Here is a 20,816-nt window from a genome sequence, read left to right as displayed (position 1 = left end):
ACAAAAGGCGGCAGCCGCGGCCAAGGCGAAGGCAGCGGCATTGGCCCGAAAACAGGCGAAAGCTGAAAGTGCGGAAAAGCCGGAAGGCGAAATGGACTTAGCGAAACAAAAGGCGGCGGCCGCGGCCAAGGCGAAGGCTGAAGCGCTGGCCCGAAAACAGGCGAAAGCTGAAAGTGCGGAAGAGCCGAAAGGCGAAATGGATATAGCGAAACAAAAGGCGGCAGCCGCGGCCAAGGCGAAGGCAGCGGCATTGGCCCGAAAACAGGCGAAAGCTGAAAGTGCGGAAAAGCCGGAAGGCGAAATGGATAAAGCGAAGCAAAAGGCGGCAGCAGCAGCCAAGGCGAAGGCAGCGGCCGCTGCTGCGAAGAATAGGACTGCTGTAAAGGAAAACGAGGAAGTTAACGCCCCTGGCGAACTTTCCCCAAATCAGTCGAAACTCGATAAAATTGTTTCTGCTATTGAGAGCCATGTAGGACAAGGGGCATTATTAGAGCACTATATTAATAGATTATCGAAAGATGTACCCACTTTAGTGGCTAATCCGGATACATATTTCTCAATAGCAAAATTTCTGCGGTACGATGAACAGCTTAACTTTTCGTATTTATCGGAACTTCATGGTACGGACTTTGAAACCCATATGGAAATCTATGTACATTTACATTCATTCAAAATAGACCAATCAGTTGCTTTGAAGGTGAAACTTGACAGGGATTCTCCGGTTGTTCAATCATTGGTCCCATTATGGTCAGGAGCAAATTGGCCAGAATGTGAGGCGTATGATTTATTAGGCATTAACTTTTATGAACACCCTGATTTAAAGCGGATTTTACTTGGTGAAGATTGGAAAGGGTATCCCCTAAGAAAAGATTATCAGCCTTATGATATGGAGGTGTAAGCCCAATGTTAAGGACGGAAGAAATGCTTCTCAATGTCGGGCCGCAGCATCCGAGTACACATGGTGTTTTTCGGCTTGTCATCAAGATTGACGGTGAAATTATAAAAGAGGCGACACCTGTCATTGGGTATTTGCATCGCGGTACGGAAAAAATAGCGGAAAATCTGCAATATACACAAATAATCCCATATACCGATCGGCTCGATTATCTAGCGGCAATGACAAATAATTATGTGCTTTGCCATGCTGTTGAGACAATGATGGGGGTGGAAATCCCCGAAAGGGCAGAATATTTACGGGTTATCGCAATGGAATTGGGCAGAGTGGCAAGCCACCTTGTCTGGTGGGGTACATATTTGCTGGATATAGGTGCGACGAGCCCTTTCCTATACGCATTTCGAGAGCGTGAAATGATCGTTAATTTATTGACTGAATTGTCAGGGGCACGCCTTACATTCAATTATATGCGTGTCGGAGGCGTGAAATGGGATGCTCCTGAAGACTGGATAGCGAAGGTTGCCGAGTTTGTCCCTTATATGAGGGAGCAGCTTGCCGGTTACCATGAGCTTGTGACAGGGAATGAAATCTTTGTTAATCGGGTTAAAGGGGTGGGCATCTATACGAAGGAAGAAGCCCTGCAGTATTCGCTTAGCGGTGCCAACTTAAGGTGTACAGGTGTGAAATGGGATTTACGAAAAAATGAGCCATATTCCATTTACGACAGGTTCACATTTGATGTTCCCACAAGGGAAGAGGGTGATGCCTTTTCACGCTATCACTGTAGAATGGAAGAAATCGAACAATCACTGAAAATCATCGAGCAGGCGGTTGAGCAATTTCCGGAAGGGCCGATCCTTGCTAAGGTCCCTAAAATAATAAAGGTTCCTAAGGGTGAAGCATTTGTCCGAATTGAATCGCCAAGAGGGGAAATAGGCTGTTATATCGCGAGTGAAGGGAAAAAGGAGCCATACCGTTTGAAATTTCGCAGACCTTCCTTTTATAATCTGCAAATTCTTCCGAAGTTATTGGAAGGGGAAAATATGGCGAACTTGATAACGATATTAGGTGCAATCGATATCGTTTTAGGGGAGGTCGATGGATAAATGATCAAGGATCTTCTCCAGTCCGCTCCAAGTCTACTGAATTTTGGCATTTTTTTTGGTTTGGCAGTTCTGCTCCTGTTCGTCGTATTGGGCTTTGTAACCTATGGAATCCTTTCGGAGCGAAAAATCATGGGATTCATGCAAATGCGTATCGGACCAAACCAAATTGGAGGGAAATGGGGTCTCTTGCAGACGGTTGCTGACGTTTTGAAACTCCTGATCAAGGAAGATACGATACCCAAAAAAGCTGATAAGCCGTTATATATTTTAGCCCCGGTAATTGCTTTCGCCCCTGCTTTCATGGTCCTTGCCACCTTGCCGTTCACCGAAGCCTTCCAATTTGCGGATATAGGTGTCGGTCTGCTTTATTATATAGCGATTTCCGGCATATCGACCATCGGCATCGTCACTGCGGGTTGGGCTTCCAATAATAAATATTCTTTGATTGGGGGAATGAGGGCAGCCGCTCAAATGATATCTTATGAAATCCCATTGGTGATGTCGCTAGTGGGAATCGTCCTCCTGACAGGCAGTTTAAACTTGAATGATATAGTTGCAGCCCAGGAAAAGGTTTGGTTCATTTTTCTTCAGCCGATTGCGTTTATCGTGTTTTTCATTGCAGCGGTTGCCGAGTTGAACAGGGTTCCTTTTGACCTTCCGGAAGCGGAATCCGAACTTGTTGCAGGCTATCATGTTGAATACTCGGGATTTCGCTGGGCCTTCTTTATGTTATCCGAATATGTGTATATGTTTGCAATGGCAACGCTAACCACTGTATTATTTTTAGGGGGATGGAATTCTATTCCGTTTTTGGATTTTATTCCGGCAGCCATCTGGTTCGGTCTGAAGTTCAGTGCCGTATTCTATGTATTGGTCTGGATTCGTGTAACCTTTCCTCGTATAAGGGCAGATCAATTGATGGAATTCGGATGGAAAGTGCTGCTTCCGGTTGCATTGGCAAATATATTTTTGACGGCACTAATAAAAGAATTGATTAACCTTTTTTAAAAACATAAGCTGGTCGGAAAGCGAGGGATTTATATGCTTGGTTTAGCAAAAGGTTTAACCTATACATTAAAGAACTTGACGAGGAAAAAAGTGACCTATGACTACCCGAATGAGCCGCTTCCGCTCCCTGACCGATTCCGCGGAATCCAAAAATTCTATCCTGAAAAGTGTATTGTATGCAATCAATGCGTGACGATTTGTCCAACGGATTGTATTCAATTAACTGGTAAGAAACATCCGGACCCATCGAAAAAAGGGAAAATCATCGATACGTATGACATCAATTTCGAGATTTGCATCTTATGTGATTTATGTACGGAGGTTTGCCCTACAGAAGCGATCGTGATGACGAATCAATTCGAGCTGGCCGAGTATAGCCGTGATCATCTATTCAAAAATCTGGAATGGCTGGATGAAAATGATGAAAATATCCGGAAGGTGAATAAAGTATGAGTTTGTCGGGTGAATTAATTGCCTTTATTGGTTTGGCACTCGTGGCGATATTAGGCGGGGTGCTGCTGATTACGTTAACAAAAGTGGTGCACATGGTCATTGCACTTGTTTTTACTTTCTTGGGCATTGCAGGCATTTATATGTTGCTTTCCGCCGAGTTTGTCGCCATTGTCCAAATCCTTATTTATTCAGGTGCAATCACGATCGTGATGCTATTCGGGATCATGCTGACAAAGCACCAGGAAAATGATGCACCCGCTAAAGGGGGCTGGGGGAAGTTCTCCTTGCTCGCAGCGATTGCCGGATTCGCCGTGGCGGTTTATCTGGGGATTTATAATCTGGATATACCTGTACAGCCAACGGCCTTGCATGAGGAAAATACAAAGCAAATAGGAGTCGAACTTTTTTCAAAATATGTGATTCCATTTGAAGTGATGTCAGTACTCCTGCTTGTTGCTTTAGTCGGTGCCATCGTATTGGCTAAAAAAGATGATGGGGAGGGAGATCGATCATGACGGGAGTTCCCTTGTCGGCTTACCTTGTATTGGCACTCGTTTTATTTTGTATAGGGCTGTATGGGGCATTGACGAAAAGAAATGTGGTCATTGTTTTGATTTCAATCGAGCTGATGCTGAACGCTGCGAATATCAATTTAGTTGCCTTCAGTAAATTCGGGGTAACGCCATCCATTACGGGTCAAGTTTTTTCCTTATTCACGATTACCATCGCTGCGGCCGAGGCAGCTGTAGGGCTGGCTATATTAATGTCCCTATATCGCAATCGGAAGACAGTCAATGTCGATGAAATGGAAATAATGAAGAATTGAAGGTTTTTATAAAGGAAGAAGGGGATTTGATACGATGATGGAGCACGCATGGCTCATACCGGTCTTTCCACTCGTCACGTTTCTTGTTCTGCTTCTATCAGGCGGGCGGTTGCGGGAACGAGGGGCTTTTATAGGAATAATATGTACATTGGCTTCGTTTGTTTTATCGTTGCTTGTCCTGATGGAACGATTTAAAGAACCTACTTTTAATATATCGATAGATTGGCTTTCCTTCGGGGGGACGCAACTTACAGCCGGATACGAAATCAATCAGCTTAATGCCTTGATGCTTGTGATCGTTTCCCTTGTCAGCCTGCTTGTCCAGATATATTCGAAGGGTTATATGAAGGGTGAAGTGCGATTCTCCATTTTTTATGCTTATCTGGGCTTCTTCACCTTTGCCATGCTTGGTCTAGTCATGGCACCCAATTTATTACAGCTTTATATCTTCTGGGAGTTGGTGGGGGTGGGTTCTTTCCTGCTCATCGGGTTTTACTTTTACAAACTGGAAGCTAAGGCTGCAGCGAAGAAGGCATTCATCATGACCAGGATTGGGGATGTAGGGCTCTTAATCGGCATCATTCTCCTATTCTGGGAAACAGGCAGCTTTGAATATGGAGAGATCTTTCAAGCCGTTCAATCAGGCATGATATCAAGTGGAAAACTGACATTAATCGCTATTTTGATTTTTATCGGAGCGGTTGGGAAGTCTGGACAATTTCCACTTCACACATGGCTTCCGGATGCAATGGAAGGCCCGACTCCGGTTTCCGCATTGATACACGCAGCGACCATGGTTGCTGCAGGGGTTTACCTGGTTGCCGCCATGTTTCCATTATTCATGGCTAGTTCTGCTGCGATGCAGGTCGTAGCGATAACAGGTGGAATTACAGCCATATTTGCCGCAAGCATTGCCATAGTGCAAAAGGATGTTAAGCGTGTATTGGCCTATTCGACAATCTCTCAGCTTGGGTTTATGATGCTTGCTTTGGGTACTTCGGGATATGTGGCCGGAGTGTTTCATTTAATGACCCACGCCTTTTTTAAAGCATTGCTTTTTTTGGCGGCAGGCAGTGTTATTCACGCTATACATACACAGGATATGGAAAAGATGGGCGGTCTATGGGGTAAGTTGAATTGGACTGGGCCGCTGTTCTTGACTGGCACCTTGGCGATATCGGGGTTTCCGTTGCTCTCGGGTTTTTTCAGTAAAGATGAAATTCTGATGGCGGCCTGGGAGAATGGCAGTTATATATTGTTTGGTCTAGCGGTGGTTACCTCCTTTTTAACTGCGTTTTATATGTTCCGCCTGTTTTTCATGATATTTGCAGGCGATTCGCGCAGTCAAGTGAAACAGGTCAAGGAATCACCTTCCATCATGTTAATCCCGATGCTCGCATTGGCTTTGCTTGCTGTAATCGGTGGGTATATCCAAACACCGTGGTTTGGAACTTTCCTTGGAGAGTGGCTTGTCGAGGGAAATGAAACGCTTCTAGGCGCCAGCCATAGTGAGGGGCCCGTTTGGATCATGTTGCTGGCCGTGCTTGTATCGCTGGCCGGGATATACCTTGCTTATATGATATACGCTAAAAAGGAGCTGCCTCGGGAATGGCTTGTCAAAGAAAAATCCGGGGCATATAGGATTTTGGAAAATAAATATTATATTGATGAGATATATCATTTTACTGTAGGTTATGCAATCAAAGGCTTTAGTATATTCCTATCTTATATTGAAAGGTTCTTTGTCGGTGGCCTGGTCTCCACTGTAACAAGTTCAATAGAAGGATTGGGGAAAATAGGGTCTAAACTGCAATCGGGACATGTACAGCAATATGGCATGATAGCCTTTCTGGGACTTGCGGTACTGTTGGTGATTTTTGCAGTGACTGGGGGGTATCTAAGATGAATGTCTATTTGCTCTCGCTATTAGTGTTTTCACCGCTGCTGGGCATAGTGATGGTTTCCCTCATGCCGAAAAAAGAGGAAAGAACGATTAAACAATTTGGCTTTTTCGGAACACTGCCTCCCCTTTTCCTATCTTTCTTTCTATGCAGCCAATATTATTCGGGTGTTGCCCTATCCTTATTTGACATTAAGTTGAATTGGATCAGGTTTGGGAACTTGGAGATGTATGACCCCAAGCTCTTCACGGTTGACTTTGAGTTGGGGCTGGATGGATTAAGCCTCATCTTCATATTACTGACAACAATCATTTCATCACTGGCCGCAATCGCATCCATTTATATAAAAAAAGATTGGAAAGGGTATTATTTGTTATTTTTGATTCTGGAGATCGGAATGCTCGGTGTCTTTACGGCAGAAAATTTGATCCTTTTTTTCATCTTTTTTGAAATGACATTGATTCCTGCGTTCTTTTTAATTGGTAGATGGGGCTTTCTGGAGAGGGAGAAAGCTTCTTATAGCTTCCTGATTTATAATGGCATTGGTTCGGCCGTTTTATTGATGGCCATTTTGACTTTGTTTGCCAGGACAGGTACGACTAACATTGCGGCATTGACACAGATGATGACAATGGGCGGTGTTTCGCTTTTTGCACCCATATCCGGTTCGATGAAATATGGTTTATGTCTCGCCTTTCTCGTTGCCTTTGCAATAAAGCTGCCCGTCTTTCCCTTTCATAGCTGGATGGTGCGGGTCCATGCAGAAGCGCCTCCATCCATAGTCATGATACATGCGGGTGTCCTATTGAAAATAGGGGCATACGGAATCATCCGGTTTGGAATGGGGATATTTCCTGAACAATATAAAAGCTTGGCCTTTACCATTGTCCTGTTTGGGGTCCTCAGTTTTTTATATGGTGCATTTCTAGCGTTGGTACAAACGGATTTCAAGCTCGTTTTAGCCTACTCGTCAATTTCACATATGGGCATTGTCATGATGGGGCTGGGGTCCTTGAATGAAGCGGGCATTCAGGGAGCTATTTTTCAAGTCATCTCACACGGGCTAATTGCCGCTATGTTGTTTTTCCTGGTGGGAGTGTTGTATGAGCGGACGGGAACCGCGATGCTTCCTAAGCTTGGCGGATTGGCCAAGTCGATGCCGATTTTCTCAGGGTTTATGTTAGCTAGCGGAATGGCTTCACTCGGTTTGCCTGGCATGTCCGGCTTCATCAGCGAATTTATGGTATTTCTTGGCTTATTCAAAAGTCACCCATCGCTTGCGGCAATAGGGGTAATCGGGCTGGTATTAACCGCTGTTTATGTATTGAGGGCGGTCATGCGGATGACTTTCGGAAAAAATGATAGCTTGATAGAAATAGAGAAACGGGACATTAGGGGCTGGGAGTTTTTGCCGGCATTGGTTCTTCTCGGTTTGATAATAACTGTTGGGGTATACCCAAATTTGTTAGGCGGGCCTCTTCAAGGAACGATTGAAGCCATGATGCTAGCTCTAGGGGGGCGATGAAGGATGGATTGGAACACGATGCTTTCTTATGACTGGGGAGCGATGATGCCGGAATTCATCATCCTTGGAACGGCCATGTTTCTTTCGATATTGGATTTATTCTGGCCGAAGCACTTTAATCGGAGAAAACTGGCATGGCTCGCGTTAACTGGAATCATTTTGGCCTGTTTGTCACTGATTAGCCTGCTATCCTTTGAGACAGTCAGTATCTTATCCGATACGTTTCGTTTAGATTCATTTGCTAAAGCTTTTAAGCTGCTGCTTTTATTCGGAGCGGCCCTTATCATCCTTCTGGCTGAAGGATATGAACCGCAAGAGGGGCTGCAAGAGCACCGGGGGGAATTTTATTATCTGTTCCTGACCGCTTTGCTGGGAGCGATGGTCATGTCCTCAAGCGGTGATTTGATAACGCTTTTTGTTGGACTGGAACTTCTTTCGCTTTCATCTTATATATTGGTCGGAATAAGGAAGCATGATCGGAAGTCCAACGAAGCGTCCATGAAGTATGTGATAAATGGAGGCATTTCCACGGCGATCACTTTATTCGGAATGAGTTATTTATATGGTGTGACAGGTTCCGTCAATCTAGGCGAAATGAGCCGGACGATGGCTGCAATGACGGACGGGCAGCTGCAATACATTATGGGACTCGCTTTTTTCATGGTATTTGTCGGTGTATCCTTCAAGATAGCTGCCGCCCCATTCCATATGTGGGCGCCGGATGTTTATGAGGGGGCACCGACACCGGTCACAGCCTTCTTGAGTGTAATTTCGAAGATGGCGGGTTTCGTCATCATCCTGCGCATTTTTCTCTCGTTGTTCCTAACAGCTTCCGGTGATACGTTCGGAGCACTCGACTTTTTGGAAAAAAATAATATCTATATAGCTTCATTGGCAGGGTTGACGATCATCATTGGAAATGTGGTTGCGTTAAGGCAGCAAAATGTAAAACGATTGTTCGCCTATTCAAGCATCGCCCATGCGGGTTACCTGCTTGTAGCTGTGGCAACATTGGGCGGGGGATATTTCCTGCTTGATACTGTCTGGTTTTATCTAATGGCATATGTTTTGATGAATATAGGTGTATTTGCAGTCATTCAGCTGCTCTCCGGTCAAAGTGGGTCAGAAGATATTAGCATTCTTGCAGGGCTGGGGCGGAAATCACCGTATCTTGCCATGGCATTCACCGTATTTATCCTGGCGCTTGCTGGAATTCCCGGGACGACTGGTTTCATTGGCAAACTCAATATTTTTCTAGGAACATTCATAACGGAGCCTGGACATTTTGTCCTTGCGGGAATCATGATTGCAGGAACCGTTGTTTCCTATGTGTATTATTTCGGATTATTGGTGCAGGTCTTTTTCCGGCCCAATCATTCGGAGAAGGTCATTAAAATTCGTCCGGGTCTTTACGCGGTGTTGATCATTTGCGTGATAGGCACCATTCTTTTCGGGGTGGCGCCAAATATTGCCTTTGATTTTATTCATGATCAATTTGGCGAATTTACAGACTTTATTTCGAGTAAATGATATAATGCCTGTATCAGAGGCTTGTTCCATTGGATCAAGCCTCTATTTACAGTTTTAAAAAGATATTTTGCAATTCTTCCTTTTTAATTCCAAATATACAGGGGTTTTGTGTTAGAATAGAATTTGGGTGTCTTTTAGGAGGTATGTACATGTTTTCAGCAATGGGACAGCAGGCCCTAACAGGGATTATTGCACACTTGTTTTTCATCGCAGTTACCTGGTGGGCTTTACAGGCATTACATTTTGATAAAATGTTAAGATCTAATTCGGTCATCAAGGCCAGGGTTTTATATATTTTATTAACGGTTGCCATCGGTTCGGTTGTAAGTAATTTCTTCCTCGACTACCTGGGATTTGCAAACCAACTTCCGTATATGTTTAGTAATGACTGATAAGCTGTAAGAGTTTTCTTATAGCAAAATATGATTCTACTCTTGTATTCGCTTTTGCTTCCTGCCAGTTTATGGGGAAGCTGTCACCAATTGTCGGAAAACTTGAAGTATGATCTCTCTCCTTATGGAAAGAATGTGTAAAAGGGGAGGGATTTAACATGTTTAATTTAAACAAAAAAATGTTAACATACATAGTATTTCTCGGTTTGACGGTGATCTTAATTGGGAATAGTACGATTGTGGCAGAAAGTAAACCAGATATCGTTAAAATGGTGGGACTGTTACAAAAAGATGAAGATTTGGACATAGGGGATTGGTCTGTACTCACTAGAGAAATAAATAAAGAGATTACAACTAAACAAGAGTTTGAAAGCGAAGTAACAGCTTTAAAACGAAAATACCCTCAATTTCAATGGCACCGGAAAGATGATGCTTCCGGCTGGAAGGCTGAGGCGTTAACTTACAATGTCGATTCAGGTCTGACCGAATCTATCAAAATAATGACAACGGAAGAGAAATTTGATAAAGTTACCTATGTTATTTACGAAGTGGAGGGGAATGAGTGGAAGGAAGCCAATAAGGCATTTTTTACTGCTACGTTCCAAAACAGGGTGAATGACCTATTTATAGGAACTCCTTCAATTTTTTCTTGTATTAAAGGGTCTATCAATGATAATATTGATTCGGTTTTAAGCTCTAAAACTGAAGACCTGTTAGATCTGTTCCAAGCAAGGGAAATTGAGAGTGTGCGTGAAACAAACTTTACATCTATATCTGCACATTCAACATTGTTTAAACAACCATTGACAAAAGAAAAATTAAATTTGCAGTTTGGGCTACGGACAGAAGGATTGGGTGACCGAACGAACTTTGTAGTTGGCACACCAATCATAACGTTTGAATATTAATATAGAGAAAATGGACGCGGAGGGGAATACTTTTGGAAAAAATCATCGTCCGCGGCGGAAAAAGGCTTAGCGGGACAGTTAAAGTAGAAGGTGCTAAAAACGCCGTTTTGCCAGTTATCGCTGCAACATTATTAGCAAGTGATGGGAAAAGTATCATTAAAGATGTTCCTACGCTCTCCGATGTATATACAATCAACGAAGTATTGCGCAACTTAAATGCTGATGTTGCCTTTCATGACAATCAAGTAACTGTAGATGCATCAAGAGAGTTATTAGAAGAAGCACCATTTGAATATGTACGTAAAATGAGAGCTTCCGTTTTAGTGATGGGCTCATTACTAGCAAGGAATGGCCGGGCCCGCGTTGCTCTTCCTGGTGGCTGTGCCATCGGATCACGTCCTATCGACCAGCATTTAAAGGGCTTTGAAGCGATGGGAGCAAAAGTGAAGGTCGGCAATGGTTTCATTGATGCCGAGGTAGAAGGCAGACTTAAGGGTGCAAGAGTGTATCTTGACTTCCCGAGTGTGGGTGCCACTGAAAACATCATGATGGCAGCAACACTTGCTGAAGGTATTACTATTCTTGAAAATGTGGCCAAAGAGCCTGAAATTGTAGATCTTGCGAATCTTCTTAATAAAATGGGTGCCAAAGTCAGAGGAGCCGGTACTGGTACGATGAGAATCGAAGGTGTCGATAAATTATATGGCACTGAACATACGATTATACCTGACCGTATCGAAGCTGGTACATTCATGACTGCGGCCGCTCTTACTGGCGGCAATGTTCTTGTTCAAGGAGCTGTACCTGAACACCTTACTTCCCTTATTGCCAAAATGGAGGAAATGGGCGTTGAAATTCTTGAAGAAGAAGATGGATTACGCGTTATCGGTCCAAAAACCTTAAAGGCCATTGATATTAAAACAATGCCGCACCCTGGTTTCCCGACTGATATGCAATCGCAAATGATGGCATTATTACTGCGTGCTGAAGGAACAAGTATGATTACGGAGACCGTTTTCGAAAACCGTTTTATGCATGTTGAGGAATTCCGTCGCATGAATGCCAATATTAAAATAGAAGGTCGTTCCGTTATCGTTAATGGACCAACTAACATTCAAGGGGCTGAAGTGGCTGCAACAGACTTACGTGCCGCGGCAGCACTCATCCTGACTGGATTGGTTGCAGATGGCATTACACGTGTTACGGAATTGAAGCATCTTGACAGAGGGTACGTGAATTTCCATGGTAAATTGGCATCCCTAGGTGCAGATGTGGAACGTATTAACGAAGATGTACCTGCTGAAACAAAAAAAATTGCAGATTTAAACGCATAAATAGCTTATAGAACCATTCACGTTCGAGTCATTGAATCGTGAATGGTTTTTTTGTCTTGATCCGGATTCATCGACTGCGGTTAAATGGATGTCATTTTTCTATTCATAAAAGCTTGTCCTCCGACATACATTTGTTATGTAAAGATACCTGCTGGATACGATTATGTACGGCAGAGAAAACAAGTGTGGGGAGGCTCAGGAATTTGAAAGCAATCAAACCGATGATCGTACTATTCATAGCAGTAGCATTCGTAATTATCATGATTCCGGCAGTGCTTGTGCTTCCATTTTCAAATGATAAGACAAGTGGGCAGTTGACCGAACAATTAGAAAAGAAAGTGAAGAATGATGGTAAAGAGGTAGCTGCAAATGAAATGAGTTCCGTGGAAGTTGCCGTTTACCGAACATCTGCAAAAAAGATTGAAAAACTGCCGATTGAATCGTACTTGACTGGTGTGGTTGCGGCTGAAATGCCAGCGGATTTTGAAGAAGAAGCGCTGAAGGCTCAGGCATTGACGGCGAGAACTTACATCGTAAATCAGCTTATAAGCGAAAGTCGGTTGGGTTTGCCGGATGGTGCCGATGTAAGCGATACGGTCATGCACCAAGTCTATAAGAATAATGATGAGCTGAAAAAACAATGGGGCTCTGATTATAAATGGAAGATGCAAAAAATTAACAAGGCCATAAAAGAAACGGCGGGTCAAATCTTAACCTATGAAGGAAAACCGATTACTGCCACTTTTTTTTCGACCAGCAATGGCTATACGGAGAATTCCGAGGACTATTGGCAAGCTGAATTCCCCTATTTAAAAAGTGTATCCAGTCCATGGGATAAAGAAGAATCACCAAAGTTTTATAATAAAGTTGTAGTGAATACTGCAGATTTTGAAAAAAAATTGGGTGTAAGCCTTTCTTCGGGAGCATCAATAGGGACTGTCATTGAAAGAACATCAGGTAACCGCGTAGGTGTAGTGGATATCGGAGGAAAGAAAATGACGGGAAAACAGATTCGTGAGAAGCTCGGGCTGACATCTTCCGATTTTGACTGGGAGCGTCAAGGCAACCAGATTGTGATCACGACAAAAGGATCCGGACACGGAGTTGGAATGAGCCAATACGGCGCCAATGGCATGGCCAGGGAAGGGAAGACCTATGAAGACATCGTGAAATATTATTATAAAGGCGTCAAAGTTCAGTCTTCAAGTAAGTGGCTGAATACGATGACGGCTAAAAAATGAGAGATGGGAATTCCCATCTCTCATTTCTTTTCGTTTAATTTTTCTATAAAGGTCAAAAAGCCCCGTTTACGCTTGAAATAATGATATTGGACATGAAAATAAACTGCAGCTACTCCAATGATATCTTTAATGACATCTATTAAGCTAGAGGAGCGGTATGGGACGAAAGATTGGTGGTATTCATCAACCACCCCGTAAAGGCAAGCTACAAGGGCCGCCAACAGGCTTAAACCAGGTCTCAGTTTCTGGTTTGCAGCAAGGGCGGAAACTAATAATATATACAAAAGGGCAAATTCGACCAGATGAAGTGCCTCTTTGATAAATCGGTCAATTGAGGATGAGGGAAGATCAAGAATCATATCATCGGGGTTGCTCGACATTATCCAAATGGCAATCATATATAGAAAAGGCAATAACGTTAACACAAATTTAAAAGCTTTTTTCATGATTTAAACATCCTTCAACAGTAAGATACCAAACATTTTACCATTCTACGAATAAAATCGGTTTCATTTCCACAAAATAAATCTAAAAAATTTTTTTCCTGAATGTATATAATTTTAACAAACTGTTCAGAATGATTGCTGAGGTGATTAATATGAGAGAGGAAGAAAAGAAATCAACTTCCACAATCCGACGTATACTAAAACAACGTTGGGCATTATCAGCAATCTATATCGCAAGTGCAGCCATAATCTTAGCCGCGGCCTTCTTATTACAAAATAGTTTTGATGATTCAGCTAAAGATGGCAAAGAGGAATCGGCTGAAACAGGAAAAAACTATGGTGAACCTTCTGTAGAGGTTAATAGCAATCTTGAGACAATCAAGATGCCTGTAGCCGATGCAGACAAATCGATTATCAAGAAACAGTTTTATGATGTGAATGCGGATGAAAAGGCACAAGAAGAAGCATTGGTATTCTACAACAATAGATATGAGCAAAACAAAGGTATAGACATTGCGATGGAAGATGGAAAGGCTTTCGATGTAAAAGCTTCCTTAAGTGGAAATGTAACGAAAGTTCAAGACGATGCATTACTTGGAAATTTAGTTGAAATAGAACATGAAGATGGTGTTGTTACCCGTTATCAATCTGTTAAAGACATTAAGGTTGCAGTCGGTGACAAAGTGAAACAAGGACAAGCAATTGCTACAGCTGGAAAAAGCCAAATCAATGAAGAGGCTGGCGTGCATGTACACTTCGAAATCAGAAAAGATAACATTGCGTTAAACCCAGTTGATTTTATCGATAAACAAGCTTCTGCGATTCAATCGGCAACTGAAGCCGAAGGCAGTGAACTTGAGGATTCAGCTAATAAAGAAGAAACACCTGCAGTCGAAGGATCTGAAGCTGATAAAGAGGAAACACCTGCAGTTGAAGAGTCTGAAACTGACACGGAGCAAGCTCCTGCAGTTGACGAAACTGACGAGAGCACTGATTTAGAGAGTGGCACTGATGAGGAAGGCTCTGTCCCTGGTGAAGATACAACTGAAGAAAGCGATTCCTTAAAAGATTCGTCAAATCAATCTAATTAAGATTAAGATTTTTAATAAAATCAAAACAAAAACCTAGAGCGTTACGAATGACAACAACTGAAAATTTGGTAAAAGGAAGCCGTTCACTTTGAACGGCTTCCTTTTTTTTCGAGGAAATAATGTCCATTATGCTGAAAGCTTTGAAGTTTTGACAAATTTCTCGGGAAATAATTTACGTTTAATGAAAATATACAGATGAAAATCAGAAATAAATCCAAACCTCCTGTCCCATTAGGCATATATTCTTAACCAAGCTAATAAGATGTTATAAACCATGCAAAGAGAGTGTTTGAGGTGAGGAGTCGTTTATTACAAATTATCTAATAGGTGAATAATTCTATCTTTCATTGTTTATAGGGCAGCGGTATTCGATTCGAAAAATGCGAATCTCATTTCACACTTCTCACATCCAATTTGGGGAGGTCGAGTGGTGTGCACGATTACATCAAAGAAAGAACTATCAAGATAGGTAAGTATATCGTGGAAACTAGAAAAACAGTCCGCGTCATTGCAAAAGAGTTCGGAGTCTCTAAAAGCACGGTTCATAAAGACTTAACTGAGAGGCTGCCAGAAATTAATCCTGATTTGGCTAACGAAGTGAAGGATATATTGGATTATCATAAATCCATTCGCCACCTAAGAGGTGGAGAAGCGACAAAATTAAAATATAAACGTTCCGAAAGAGAAGAAGAAATCGTAAAATGATACTTGAATCATTCCGGCAATTGGATGTGAATCGGGGATAAGAGGACATGAAAGTGAATGTCAGCTTTTAACCTTGATTGCGTTTCCGCCGGGATTTTTTTTATGGGGAAAGGCAAAAATTTAGTACATAAGGCACCGATTTTTTTTACATATTGGCAAAAAAGGGAATAATAGTATTTATTAGTGTTTATTTATAATTCATACTTACTTGTGTCAATGCAATATGGTAAAATAAACAATTAGGACAGAAGTAGGTTATATGTGAGGATATTCAAGGAGGATTTAAGAAATGTTTGCTAGAGATATTGGGATAGATCTTGGAACAGCCAATGTTCTTATACATGTCAAAGGTAAAGGAATTGTGTTAAATGAGCCTTCCGTAGTTGCGATTGATAAGAATACGAACCGTGTTCTTGCCGTCGGGGAAGAAGCTCGTAAAATGGTAGGCCGTACTCCAGGAAACATCATCGCAATCCGTCCTTTAAAAGACGGTGTCATTGCGGATTTTGATGTAACAGAATCGATGCTTAAGCATTTTATCAATACATTGAATGTGAAAGGATTCCTTTCAAAGCCTAGAATTTTAATCTGCTGCCCGACCAACATAACAAGTGTCGAACAAAAAGCGATTAAAGAAGCTGCTGAAAAAAGCGGCGGAAAAAAAGTATACCTTGAAGAAGAACCAAAAGTGGCTGCAATCGGTGCCGGTATGGACATTTTTCAACCAAGCGGCAATATGGTCGTAGACATTGGCGGGGGTACAACGGATATTGCCGTTCTTTCAATGGGGGATATCGTTACATCTTCTTCTATTAAAATGGCCGGTGACAAATTCGATAATGAAATTTTAAATTATATCAAGCGGAAGTACAAGCTCCTTATTGGTGAGCGTACAGCGGAAAATATTAAAATCCAAGTTGCAACCGTATTCCCTGGATCCCGTAATGAAGTCATCGATATCCGTGGGCGCGATATGGTATCGGGATTGCCTAGGACCATTTCGGTCAACTCGGAAGAAATTGAGGAAGCTCTTCGCGAGCAGGTTTCCATCATTGTACAAGCTGCAAAAAGCGTACTTGAGCGGACACCGCCAGAACTTTCTGCTGATATCATCGACCGCGGCGTCATTTTAACAGGCGGAGGAGCATTGCTTCACGGGATTGATTTACTCCTTGCTGAAGAACTTAAGGTCCCAGTACTCGTTGCCGAGCAGCCAATGGATTGCGTAGCAATCGGAACCGGTATCATGCTTGATAACATGGATAAATTGCCACGGCACAAATTCAACTAAAAAAGCGGATGGAAATCCGCATCATAAGATAGGGGTCTAAGGTTCAGACAAACGTGAGGCATAGTGAAAGTGCGTGCAGTTCTAGTACAGATGAGCAATAGGCCCTCTTCTTTTAGCCTTAGAATTTAACACCATTCCTTTAAATCTGACCTAGCTTACGATACAGACAAATTCTTCTGCCTAATGCTGTCCCATTTCCTTAAGATACTGATGTTCATGACCGATAAGAATAGATATGAGAAATTGAACGGGATAAGTAATGTAAATTGAGGAGTGAAGAAGATGTTAAGAGGTTTTTATACGGCTGCTTCCGGGATGCTTGCACAGCAAAGGCGCACAGAATTGCTCACAAACAATATGTCCAATGCGAATACAACAGGGTATAAAGCGGATCAAATGAGTATAAGGTCTTTTCCGGAAATGCTCATAAGCAACATAGGTGGTAAAACGGTTCCTACGGGGAGCGAATTGAGCATGTCCAACTTATCCCAGGTTGGGGGGCTCAGTACGGGTGTTTACGTCCAGGAGGCGAATCCTTTATTTGCCCAGGGCACATTGGAGGAAACCCAGCTTAATACGGATATTTCCTTGGTTGATGAAAACCTTCCGATCAATGAAGAAACGGGACGGAAAGGATCGGTTTTTTTTACTGTCCAGGATGGTGATGGTTCAATCCGTTATACGCGTAACGGCAGTTTCACCCTGGATGGGCAAGGTTATCTGACCACGCCTTCGGGTCATTATGTATTGAACGAAAATAATGAAAAAATCCAGCTTGATAGCGATCGATTCACAGTAGCGGAAAACGGTGTTATTTTAGTTGGAAATGTTCAAACCGCACGTATGGGCATCGGTTATTCGGATGATCCGTCATTACAGCTCATGAAGGATGGGGAAGGCCTGTACAAAGCTGTGAATGATAAGGATTTACCTAGCGCATATGCTGCTGCAGATGTCAGTTTTTCTACAAAGCAAGGCTTTCTTGAAGACTCCAATGTCGATCAATCGAGAACGATGACAGAAATGATGTCGGCATATCGCTCTTTTGAAGCGAGTCAGAAGGTTCTTCAAGCCTATGATAAAAGTTTGGATAAAGCGGTCAATGAGGTTGGCAGGCTTTAATTGAACTGTAGGGAAAATGATTTTGGAAATTTGAACATGTAAGGGGAAAAACCATGAATCGGACGATGATGACGGCGACGAATACGTTGAACCAACTTCAAAGTAAAATCGACCAAATAGGTAATAATATCGCGAATGCGGATACGGCTGCCTACAAAAAGACCCAAACGAGTTTCAATGACTTATTGACACAGAGCTTCAATAATCAACCGGGTGGGACGAAGGAAAAAGGAAGATTGACCGCACCTGGCATCCGGCAAGGAACAGGTGCCATGATAAGCCAATCACAATTGGTGCTTTCACAGGGAGCCTTAAAGACGACGGACCGCAACCTTGATGCTGCATTCACCCGGGATGACCAATTCTTCACCGTAAGCGTTCAAGACGTTAATGGTGTCAATATAGGGCTTACAAGGGATGGGGCCTTTCATTTATCTCCTAACGGTAACGGCCAAATGATGCTCGTTACTTCTGCAGGACATAAAGTCCTTGATGAAAATGGTGGTCCGATCCTCATTGAGGGAAAAATCAAAGACATTAAGATTTCGGAAAACGGCTTATTGGTAGTGGATACGGAAGAATATGGCGAAAAGAGGTTTGGGCTCGGAATCGTCTCGGTCAAGAAACCGCAATTTCTTGACCGGCTAGGCGGAAATTTACTTGGCCTCCCCAAAAACTTCAATGCCTTGGGTGTTACTGAAGACGATATCATGACTGCATTAACAGGGGATTCCCGCAACCGGGCAGCAGTCCGTCAAGGGTCTCTGGAGTCATCAAATGTCGATCTTTCCAAAGAAATGACAGATCTAATCAATGTTCAGCGGTCTTACCAATTTCAATCCCGGGCTGTAACGATGGCTGATCAAATGAGCGGATTGATCAATGGAATCCGTTAAGGTATCTGGTAAAAAAATGTCTCCCTGCGGAATTAGAGCAAATCGGTTATAATGTATTCATAACCATTGGAATCATTCGTGCCGATCATTTTGCATAGCTGCTGAATTTCTGGTGTAAAGGGAAAATCAGCCGGCGAGTTTTCTTAAAAGGAGCTTTCACATTCTATATGGAACAAAATCGTGTAATGAGACAACAAATTGAAGAAGAGATAAAGGAAGTTGAGGCGAAACCGAGTCCTAGGATCAAGGTCCGTCTTTTGCCAATATGGCTTCGTTTACTCATTGTTATCGGATTGATTTTCATTGCTGTATTATCCGGGGCACTATTGGGATATAGTGTGATTGGTGGAGGACATGCAATGGATGTTTTCCAAAAATCCACATGGACCCATATTATTGATATAGTGAACAAGGGCGCGTAGTTCCATGTTTCTTGAAGTAGTTGCTGTCGTTATCGGATTTATATTACAGGGCAACTACGCCTCTGTCTACATGACAGGGGCAAGTTTATGTTATGTTTGAAATATCTAATTCATAGGAGGAAAATATATGCTTGATATCACACAAATAAAGGAAATCATCCCGCATCGATACCCATTCTTATTAGTCGACCGGATCATAGAAATAGATGAAGGGAAAAGGGCGGTTGGATTGAAGAATGTATCGGCAAATGAAGAATTCTTTAATGGTCATTTCCCTGATTATCCAGTAATGCCTGGAGTTTTGATTGTAGAGGCACTAGCGCAAGTCGGCGCTGTAGCCGTTTTGAAACAAGAAGAATACAAAGGGCGGCTTGCATTTTTCGCTGGGATTGATAATTGCCGCTTTAAGAAGCAAGTTAAACCAGGTGATCAGTTGCGTCTGGAAGTGGAAATAGTGCGTATGAGAGGGTCAATGGGGAAAGGGAAAGCAGTGGCGACGGTGGATGGAGAAACAGCATGTGAAGCCGATATCATGTTTGCTTTTGGTGACAAATAAGATTCATTTTCCGTAAAGGGAAATGGTATGTTTTAACTATATTTTTCGAAAAAGGGTTTAAGGAATCGTGAATCGGTGTATATAAAAAGCACTGCAGTGCTTTTAGAACTTTCTATTCTCCCTTTGAATGCCGGACATTTTATATGTCCGGCATTTTTTAATGAGCAAGCAAAGCGGATTTTTCTTTTTAAATTTAAAATAGCGCGCAAGTTATTTTCACATTCGGGCAAAATATCTAATGATAAAGAAAGAAGGGAGGTTGCCAAAAATGATGAAGAAAATTTTTGCACTACTTGGGGGATCTTTATTATCAATTATGTTCCTTGCTGGATGTGGAACGAATGATAATGACAACAATCCCGCACCAGAAGATGATAACAACATCATAGAAGATGATAACAATGGTGTAAATGATAACAACGATGATAACGATATGAATGATAACGATGATGATGGAGTGCTTGATAACGACGATAATGATCTCGATGATAACGTCGATAATGATGCTGATGACTTGATTAAAGACGATGATAAAAAAGACGACAATAATAAGTAATTAGCACAGAATGAGAAAGACTGGCTTAGGCAAGAAGAGGATTAATATCCTTATTCGTCTAAGTCAGTCTTTTTTATGTGCATTCGATTAGGGATGGGAATTAAGGGAAGGGTTTTTTATTTATTAGTTGCTAATTTAGGCTTTGAGCGGATTTTTTGCTTGAACTCTTTTATTAATTCATCGCCGGATAGACCTTTTTGGACCAAATCTTCAAGAAGGAGTTCTGCATATTTGCTCCGTGTTTTTTGGATGTGGCCAACGAATAAAAGGCTATAATGGTTGCCCACTTTTCTTATTGTACGTAAAACAGTGTGGAACAACGCCGGTTCATTGTCCTTTTTGGTAATGACTGCCTGGATATACACCTCTCCGTCTATATTGGGAAGTGAGGGCTGAAGCTTATTGAAATGATTTTCTTCCACAAAGGCTTCCAGTAACCATGTTCTGGCGTCATTTTCTTTATTTATAATCAGTCCATCTGTTAATGCGATATCAATCAAGTCTAAATTTTCAGTAACAATTTGCAACGAGATCAATTTAAATGATTTCATCCAATTCCTCCGTTTCTTGCAAGAAAGAGCGGTATTACCTCTCTTAAACGTAAATTTTGAA

General features: G+C 42.3%; 23 protein-coding genes. 21 read left to right on the top strand and 2 right to left on the bottom strand.

Translation table 11 applies throughout. The features are described from left to right. The 13 genes from ACQKNS_RS17470 to spoIID all read left to right on the top strand — a co-directional run. A partial coding sequence (locus ACQKNS_RS17470; RefSeq protein ID WP_427644584.1) for an NADH-quinone oxidoreductase subunit C occupies window positions 1–898 on the top strand: 898 nt, incomplete at its 5' end. Window positions 899–903: 5 nt separating this feature from the next. Then, on the top strand, window positions 904–2,001 hold the full coding sequence (locus ACQKNS_RS17465; protein WP_427644583.1) for an NADH-quinone oxidoreductase subunit D: 1,098 nt from the start codon (window positions 904–906) through the stop codon (window positions 1,999–2,001). Continuing rightward, window positions 2,002–3,009 (top strand): NADH-quinone oxidoreductase subunit NuoH, encoded by a 1,008-nt coding sequence (gene nuoH, locus ACQKNS_RS17460; RefSeq protein ID WP_427644582.1) that lies wholly within the window; start codon window positions 2,002–2,004, stop codon window positions 3,007–3,009. Window positions 3,010–3,042: 33 nt separating this feature from the next. Continuing rightward, complete coding sequence (gene nuoI / locus ACQKNS_RS17455; protein ID WP_048685828.1) at window positions 3,043–3,462, top strand: NADH-quinone oxidoreductase subunit NuoI; 420 nt, start codon at window positions 3,043–3,045, stop codon at window positions 3,460–3,462. After that, entirely contained in the window at window positions 3,459–3,977 is a 519-nt protein-coding gene (locus ACQKNS_RS17450) for an NADH-quinone oxidoreductase subunit J (protein ID WP_427644581.1), read from the top strand. Before nuoI ends, ACQKNS_RS17450 begins: the two co-directional genes overlap by 4 nt. Continuing rightward, the gene (gene nuoK, locus ACQKNS_RS17445) at window positions 3,974–4,288 is read left to right on the top strand and encodes an NADH-quinone oxidoreductase subunit NuoK (RefSeq protein ID WP_427644580.1); all 315 of its coding nucleotides are present in this window, start codon (window positions 3,974–3,976) and stop codon (window positions 4,286–4,288) included. The genes ACQKNS_RS17450 and nuoK overlap by 4 nt, the downstream gene beginning before the upstream one ends. A gap of 34 nt (window positions 4,289–4,322) precedes the next feature. Continuing rightward, the gene (gene nuoL, locus ACQKNS_RS17440; RefSeq protein WP_427644579.1) at window positions 4,323–6,194 is read left to right on the top strand and encodes an NADH-quinone oxidoreductase subunit L; all 1,872 of its coding nucleotides are present in this window, start codon (window positions 4,323–4,325) and stop codon (window positions 6,192–6,194) included. Then, window positions 6,191–7,714 (top strand): complex I subunit 4 family protein, encoded by a 1,524-nt coding sequence (locus ACQKNS_RS17435; RefSeq protein ID WP_427644578.1) that lies wholly within the window; start codon window positions 6,191–6,193, stop codon window positions 7,712–7,714. Before nuoL ends, ACQKNS_RS17435 begins: the two co-directional genes overlap by 4 nt. 3 nt (window positions 7,715–7,717) lie before the next feature. Next, complete coding sequence (nuoN, locus tag ACQKNS_RS17430; protein WP_427644577.1) at window positions 7,718–9,244, top strand: NADH-quinone oxidoreductase subunit NuoN; 1,527 nt, start codon at window positions 7,718–7,720, stop codon at window positions 9,242–9,244. Window positions 9,245–9,393: 149 nt separating this feature from the next. Further along, complete coding sequence (locus ACQKNS_RS17425) at window positions 9,394–9,636, top strand: DUF1146 family protein (protein ID WP_034315776.1); 243 nt, start codon at window positions 9,394–9,396, stop codon at window positions 9,634–9,636. A gap of 158 nt (window positions 9,637–9,794) precedes the next feature. Then, complete coding sequence (locus ACQKNS_RS17420) at window positions 9,795–10,544, top strand: YwmB family TATA-box binding protein (RefSeq protein ID WP_427644576.1); 750 nt, start codon at window positions 9,795–9,797, stop codon at window positions 10,542–10,544. Between the two features lie 32 nt (window positions 10,545–10,576). After that, window positions 10,577–11,878 carry a UDP-N-acetylglucosamine 1-carboxyvinyltransferase gene (gene murA, locus ACQKNS_RS17415; protein WP_098371638.1) on the top strand — a complete coding sequence of 434 codons (1,302 nt, stop codon included), beginning with the start codon at window positions 10,577–10,579 and terminating at the stop codon, window positions 11,876–11,878. A 203-nt stretch (window positions 11,879–12,081) separates the two neighbouring features. Beyond that, window positions 12,082–13,119, top strand: coding sequence for a stage II sporulation protein D (gene spoIID / locus ACQKNS_RS17410; protein ID WP_427644575.1), 1,038 nt, complete (start codon window positions 12,082–12,084; stop codon window positions 13,117–13,119). A 20-nt stretch (window positions 13,120–13,139) separates the two neighbouring features. Here spoIID and ACQKNS_RS17405 read toward each other — a convergent pair whose 3' ends face one another. Continuing rightward, window positions 13,140–13,565, bottom strand: a complete 426-nt coding sequence (locus ACQKNS_RS17405) for a VanZ family protein (protein WP_427644574.1) — start codon at window positions 13,563–13,565, stop codon at window positions 13,140–13,142. A gap of 152 nt (window positions 13,566–13,717) precedes the next feature. On the opposite strand from ACQKNS_RS17405, the gene ACQKNS_RS17400 reads away from it, so the two are divergent. From ACQKNS_RS17400 to ACQKNS_RS17365, 8 genes are all read left to right on the top strand, one after another. Continuing rightward, window positions 13,718–14,656 (top strand): peptidoglycan DD-metalloendopeptidase family protein, encoded by a 939-nt coding sequence (locus ACQKNS_RS17400; RefSeq protein ID WP_427644573.1) that lies wholly within the window; start codon window positions 13,718–13,720, stop codon window positions 14,654–14,656. A gap of 432 nt (window positions 14,657–15,088) precedes the next feature. Then, window positions 15,089–15,361, top strand: coding sequence for a sporulation transcriptional regulator SpoIIID (spoIIID, locus tag ACQKNS_RS17395; protein WP_034315767.1), 273 nt, complete (start codon window positions 15,089–15,091; stop codon window positions 15,359–15,361). 289 nt (window positions 15,362–15,650) lie between these two features. Continuing rightward, window positions 15,651–16,652, top strand: coding sequence for a rod shape-determining protein (locus ACQKNS_RS17390; RefSeq protein WP_034315765.1), 1,002 nt, complete (start codon window positions 15,651–15,653; stop codon window positions 16,650–16,652). Between the two features lie 282 nt (window positions 16,653–16,934). Continuing rightward, on the top strand, window positions 16,935–17,774 hold the full coding sequence (locus ACQKNS_RS17385; protein ID WP_427644572.1) for a flagellar hook-basal body protein: 840 nt from the start codon (window positions 16,935–16,937) through the stop codon (window positions 17,772–17,774). A 53-nt stretch (window positions 17,775–17,827) separates the two neighbouring features. Continuing rightward, the gene (locus tag ACQKNS_RS17380; RefSeq protein WP_427644571.1) at window positions 17,828–18,670 is read left to right on the top strand and encodes a flagellar hook-basal body protein; all 843 of its coding nucleotides are present in this window, start codon (window positions 17,828–17,830) and stop codon (window positions 18,668–18,670) included. Between the two features lie 167 nt (window positions 18,671–18,837). Next, entirely contained in the window at window positions 18,838–19,092 is a 255-nt protein-coding gene (locus ACQKNS_RS17375) for a DNA-directed RNA polymerase subunit beta (RefSeq protein ID WP_427644570.1), read from the top strand. A gap of 127 nt (window positions 19,093–19,219) precedes the next feature. Next, window positions 19,220–19,648, top strand: a complete 429-nt coding sequence (gene fabZ / locus ACQKNS_RS17370; RefSeq protein WP_034315755.1) for a 3-hydroxyacyl-ACP dehydratase FabZ — start codon at window positions 19,220–19,222, stop codon at window positions 19,646–19,648. A gap of 268 nt (window positions 19,649–19,916) precedes the next feature. Then, entirely contained in the window at window positions 19,917–20,204 is a 288-nt protein-coding gene (locus tag ACQKNS_RS17365; protein WP_427644569.1) for a hypothetical protein, read from the top strand. A 116-nt stretch (window positions 20,205–20,320) separates the two neighbouring features. Here ACQKNS_RS17365 and ACQKNS_RS17360 read toward each other — a convergent pair whose 3' ends face one another. Next, window positions 20,321–20,755: a YwpF family protein gene (locus tag ACQKNS_RS17360; protein WP_427644568.1), complete on the bottom strand. Its 435-nt coding sequence runs from the start codon at window positions 20,753–20,755 to the stop codon at window positions 20,321–20,323. Window positions 20,756–20,816: the final 61 nt, after the last annotated feature.

It is taken from the genome of Peribacillus sp. NPDC094092 (assembly GCF_050279365.1).
Taxonomy (GTDB): Bacteria; Bacillota; Bacilli; order Bacillales; family DSM-1321; genus Peribacillus.
Note: the sequence above shows the minus strand (reverse complement) of the source record. Positions and strands in the feature narration are given on the sequence as shown.

Bases quoted from the DNA above. Each gene is read 5' to 3' on its own strand.
- ACQKNS_RS17465 (WP_427644583.1), top strand. From the start codon at position 904: ATGTTAAGGACGGAAGAAATGCTTCTCAATGTCGGGCCGCAGCATCCG.
- nuoH (WP_427644582.1), top strand. From the start codon at position 2,002: ATGATCAAGGATCTTCTCCAGTCCGCTCCAAGTCTACTGAATTTTGGC.
- nuoI (WP_048685828.1), top strand. From the start codon at position 3,043: ATGCTTGGTTTAGCAAAAGGTTTAACCTATACATTAAAGAACTTGACG.
- ACQKNS_RS17450 (WP_427644581.1), top strand. From the start codon at position 3,459: ATGAGTTTGTCGGGTGAATTAATTGCCTTTATTGGTTTGGCACTCGTG.
- nuoK (WP_427644580.1), top strand. From the start codon at position 3,974: ATGACGGGAGTTCCCTTGTCGGCTTACCTTGTATTGGCACTCGTTTTA.
- nuoL (WP_427644579.1), top strand. From the start codon at position 4,323: ATGATGGAGCACGCATGGCTCATACCGGTCTTTCCACTCGTCACGTTT.
- ACQKNS_RS17435 (WP_427644578.1), top strand. From the start codon at position 6,191: ATGAATGTCTATTTGCTCTCGCTATTAGTGTTTTCACCGCTGCTGGGC.
- nuoN (WP_427644577.1), top strand. From the start codon at position 7,718: ATGGATTGGAACACGATGCTTTCTTATGACTGGGGAGCGATGATGCCG.
- ACQKNS_RS17425 (WP_034315776.1), top strand. From the start codon at position 9,394: ATGTTTTCAGCAATGGGACAGCAGGCCCTAACAGGGATTATTGCACAC.
- ACQKNS_RS17420 (WP_427644576.1), top strand. From the start codon at position 9,795: ATGTTTAATTTAAACAAAAAAATGTTAACATACATAGTATTTCTCGGT.
- ACQKNS_RS17405 (WP_427644574.1), bottom strand. From the start codon at position 13,565: ATGAAAAAAGCTTTTAAATTTGTGTTAACGTTATTGCCTTTTCTATAT.
- ACQKNS_RS17400 (WP_427644573.1), top strand. From the start codon at position 13,718: ATGAGAGAGGAAGAAAAGAAATCAACTTCCACAATCCGACGTATACTA.
- ACQKNS_RS17390 (WP_034315765.1), top strand. From the start codon at position 15,651: ATGTTTGCTAGAGATATTGGGATAGATCTTGGAACAGCCAATGTTCTT.
- ACQKNS_RS17385 (WP_427644572.1), top strand. From the start codon at position 16,935: ATGTTAAGAGGTTTTTATACGGCTGCTTCCGGGATGCTTGCACAGCAA.
- ACQKNS_RS17380 (WP_427644571.1), top strand. From the start codon at position 17,828: ATGAATCGGACGATGATGACGGCGACGAATACGTTGAACCAACTTCAA.
- ACQKNS_RS17375 (WP_427644570.1), top strand. From the start codon at position 18,838: ATGGAACAAAATCGTGTAATGAGACAACAAATTGAAGAAGAGATAAAG.
- fabZ (WP_034315755.1), top strand. From the start codon at position 19,220: ATGCTTGATATCACACAAATAAAGGAAATCATCCCGCATCGATACCCA.
- ACQKNS_RS17365 (WP_427644569.1), top strand. From the start codon at position 19,917: ATGATGAAGAAAATTTTTGCACTACTTGGGGGATCTTTATTATCAATT.
- ACQKNS_RS17360 (WP_427644568.1), bottom strand. From the start codon at position 20,755: ATGAAATCATTTAAATTGATCTCGTTGCAAATTGTTACTGAAAATTTA.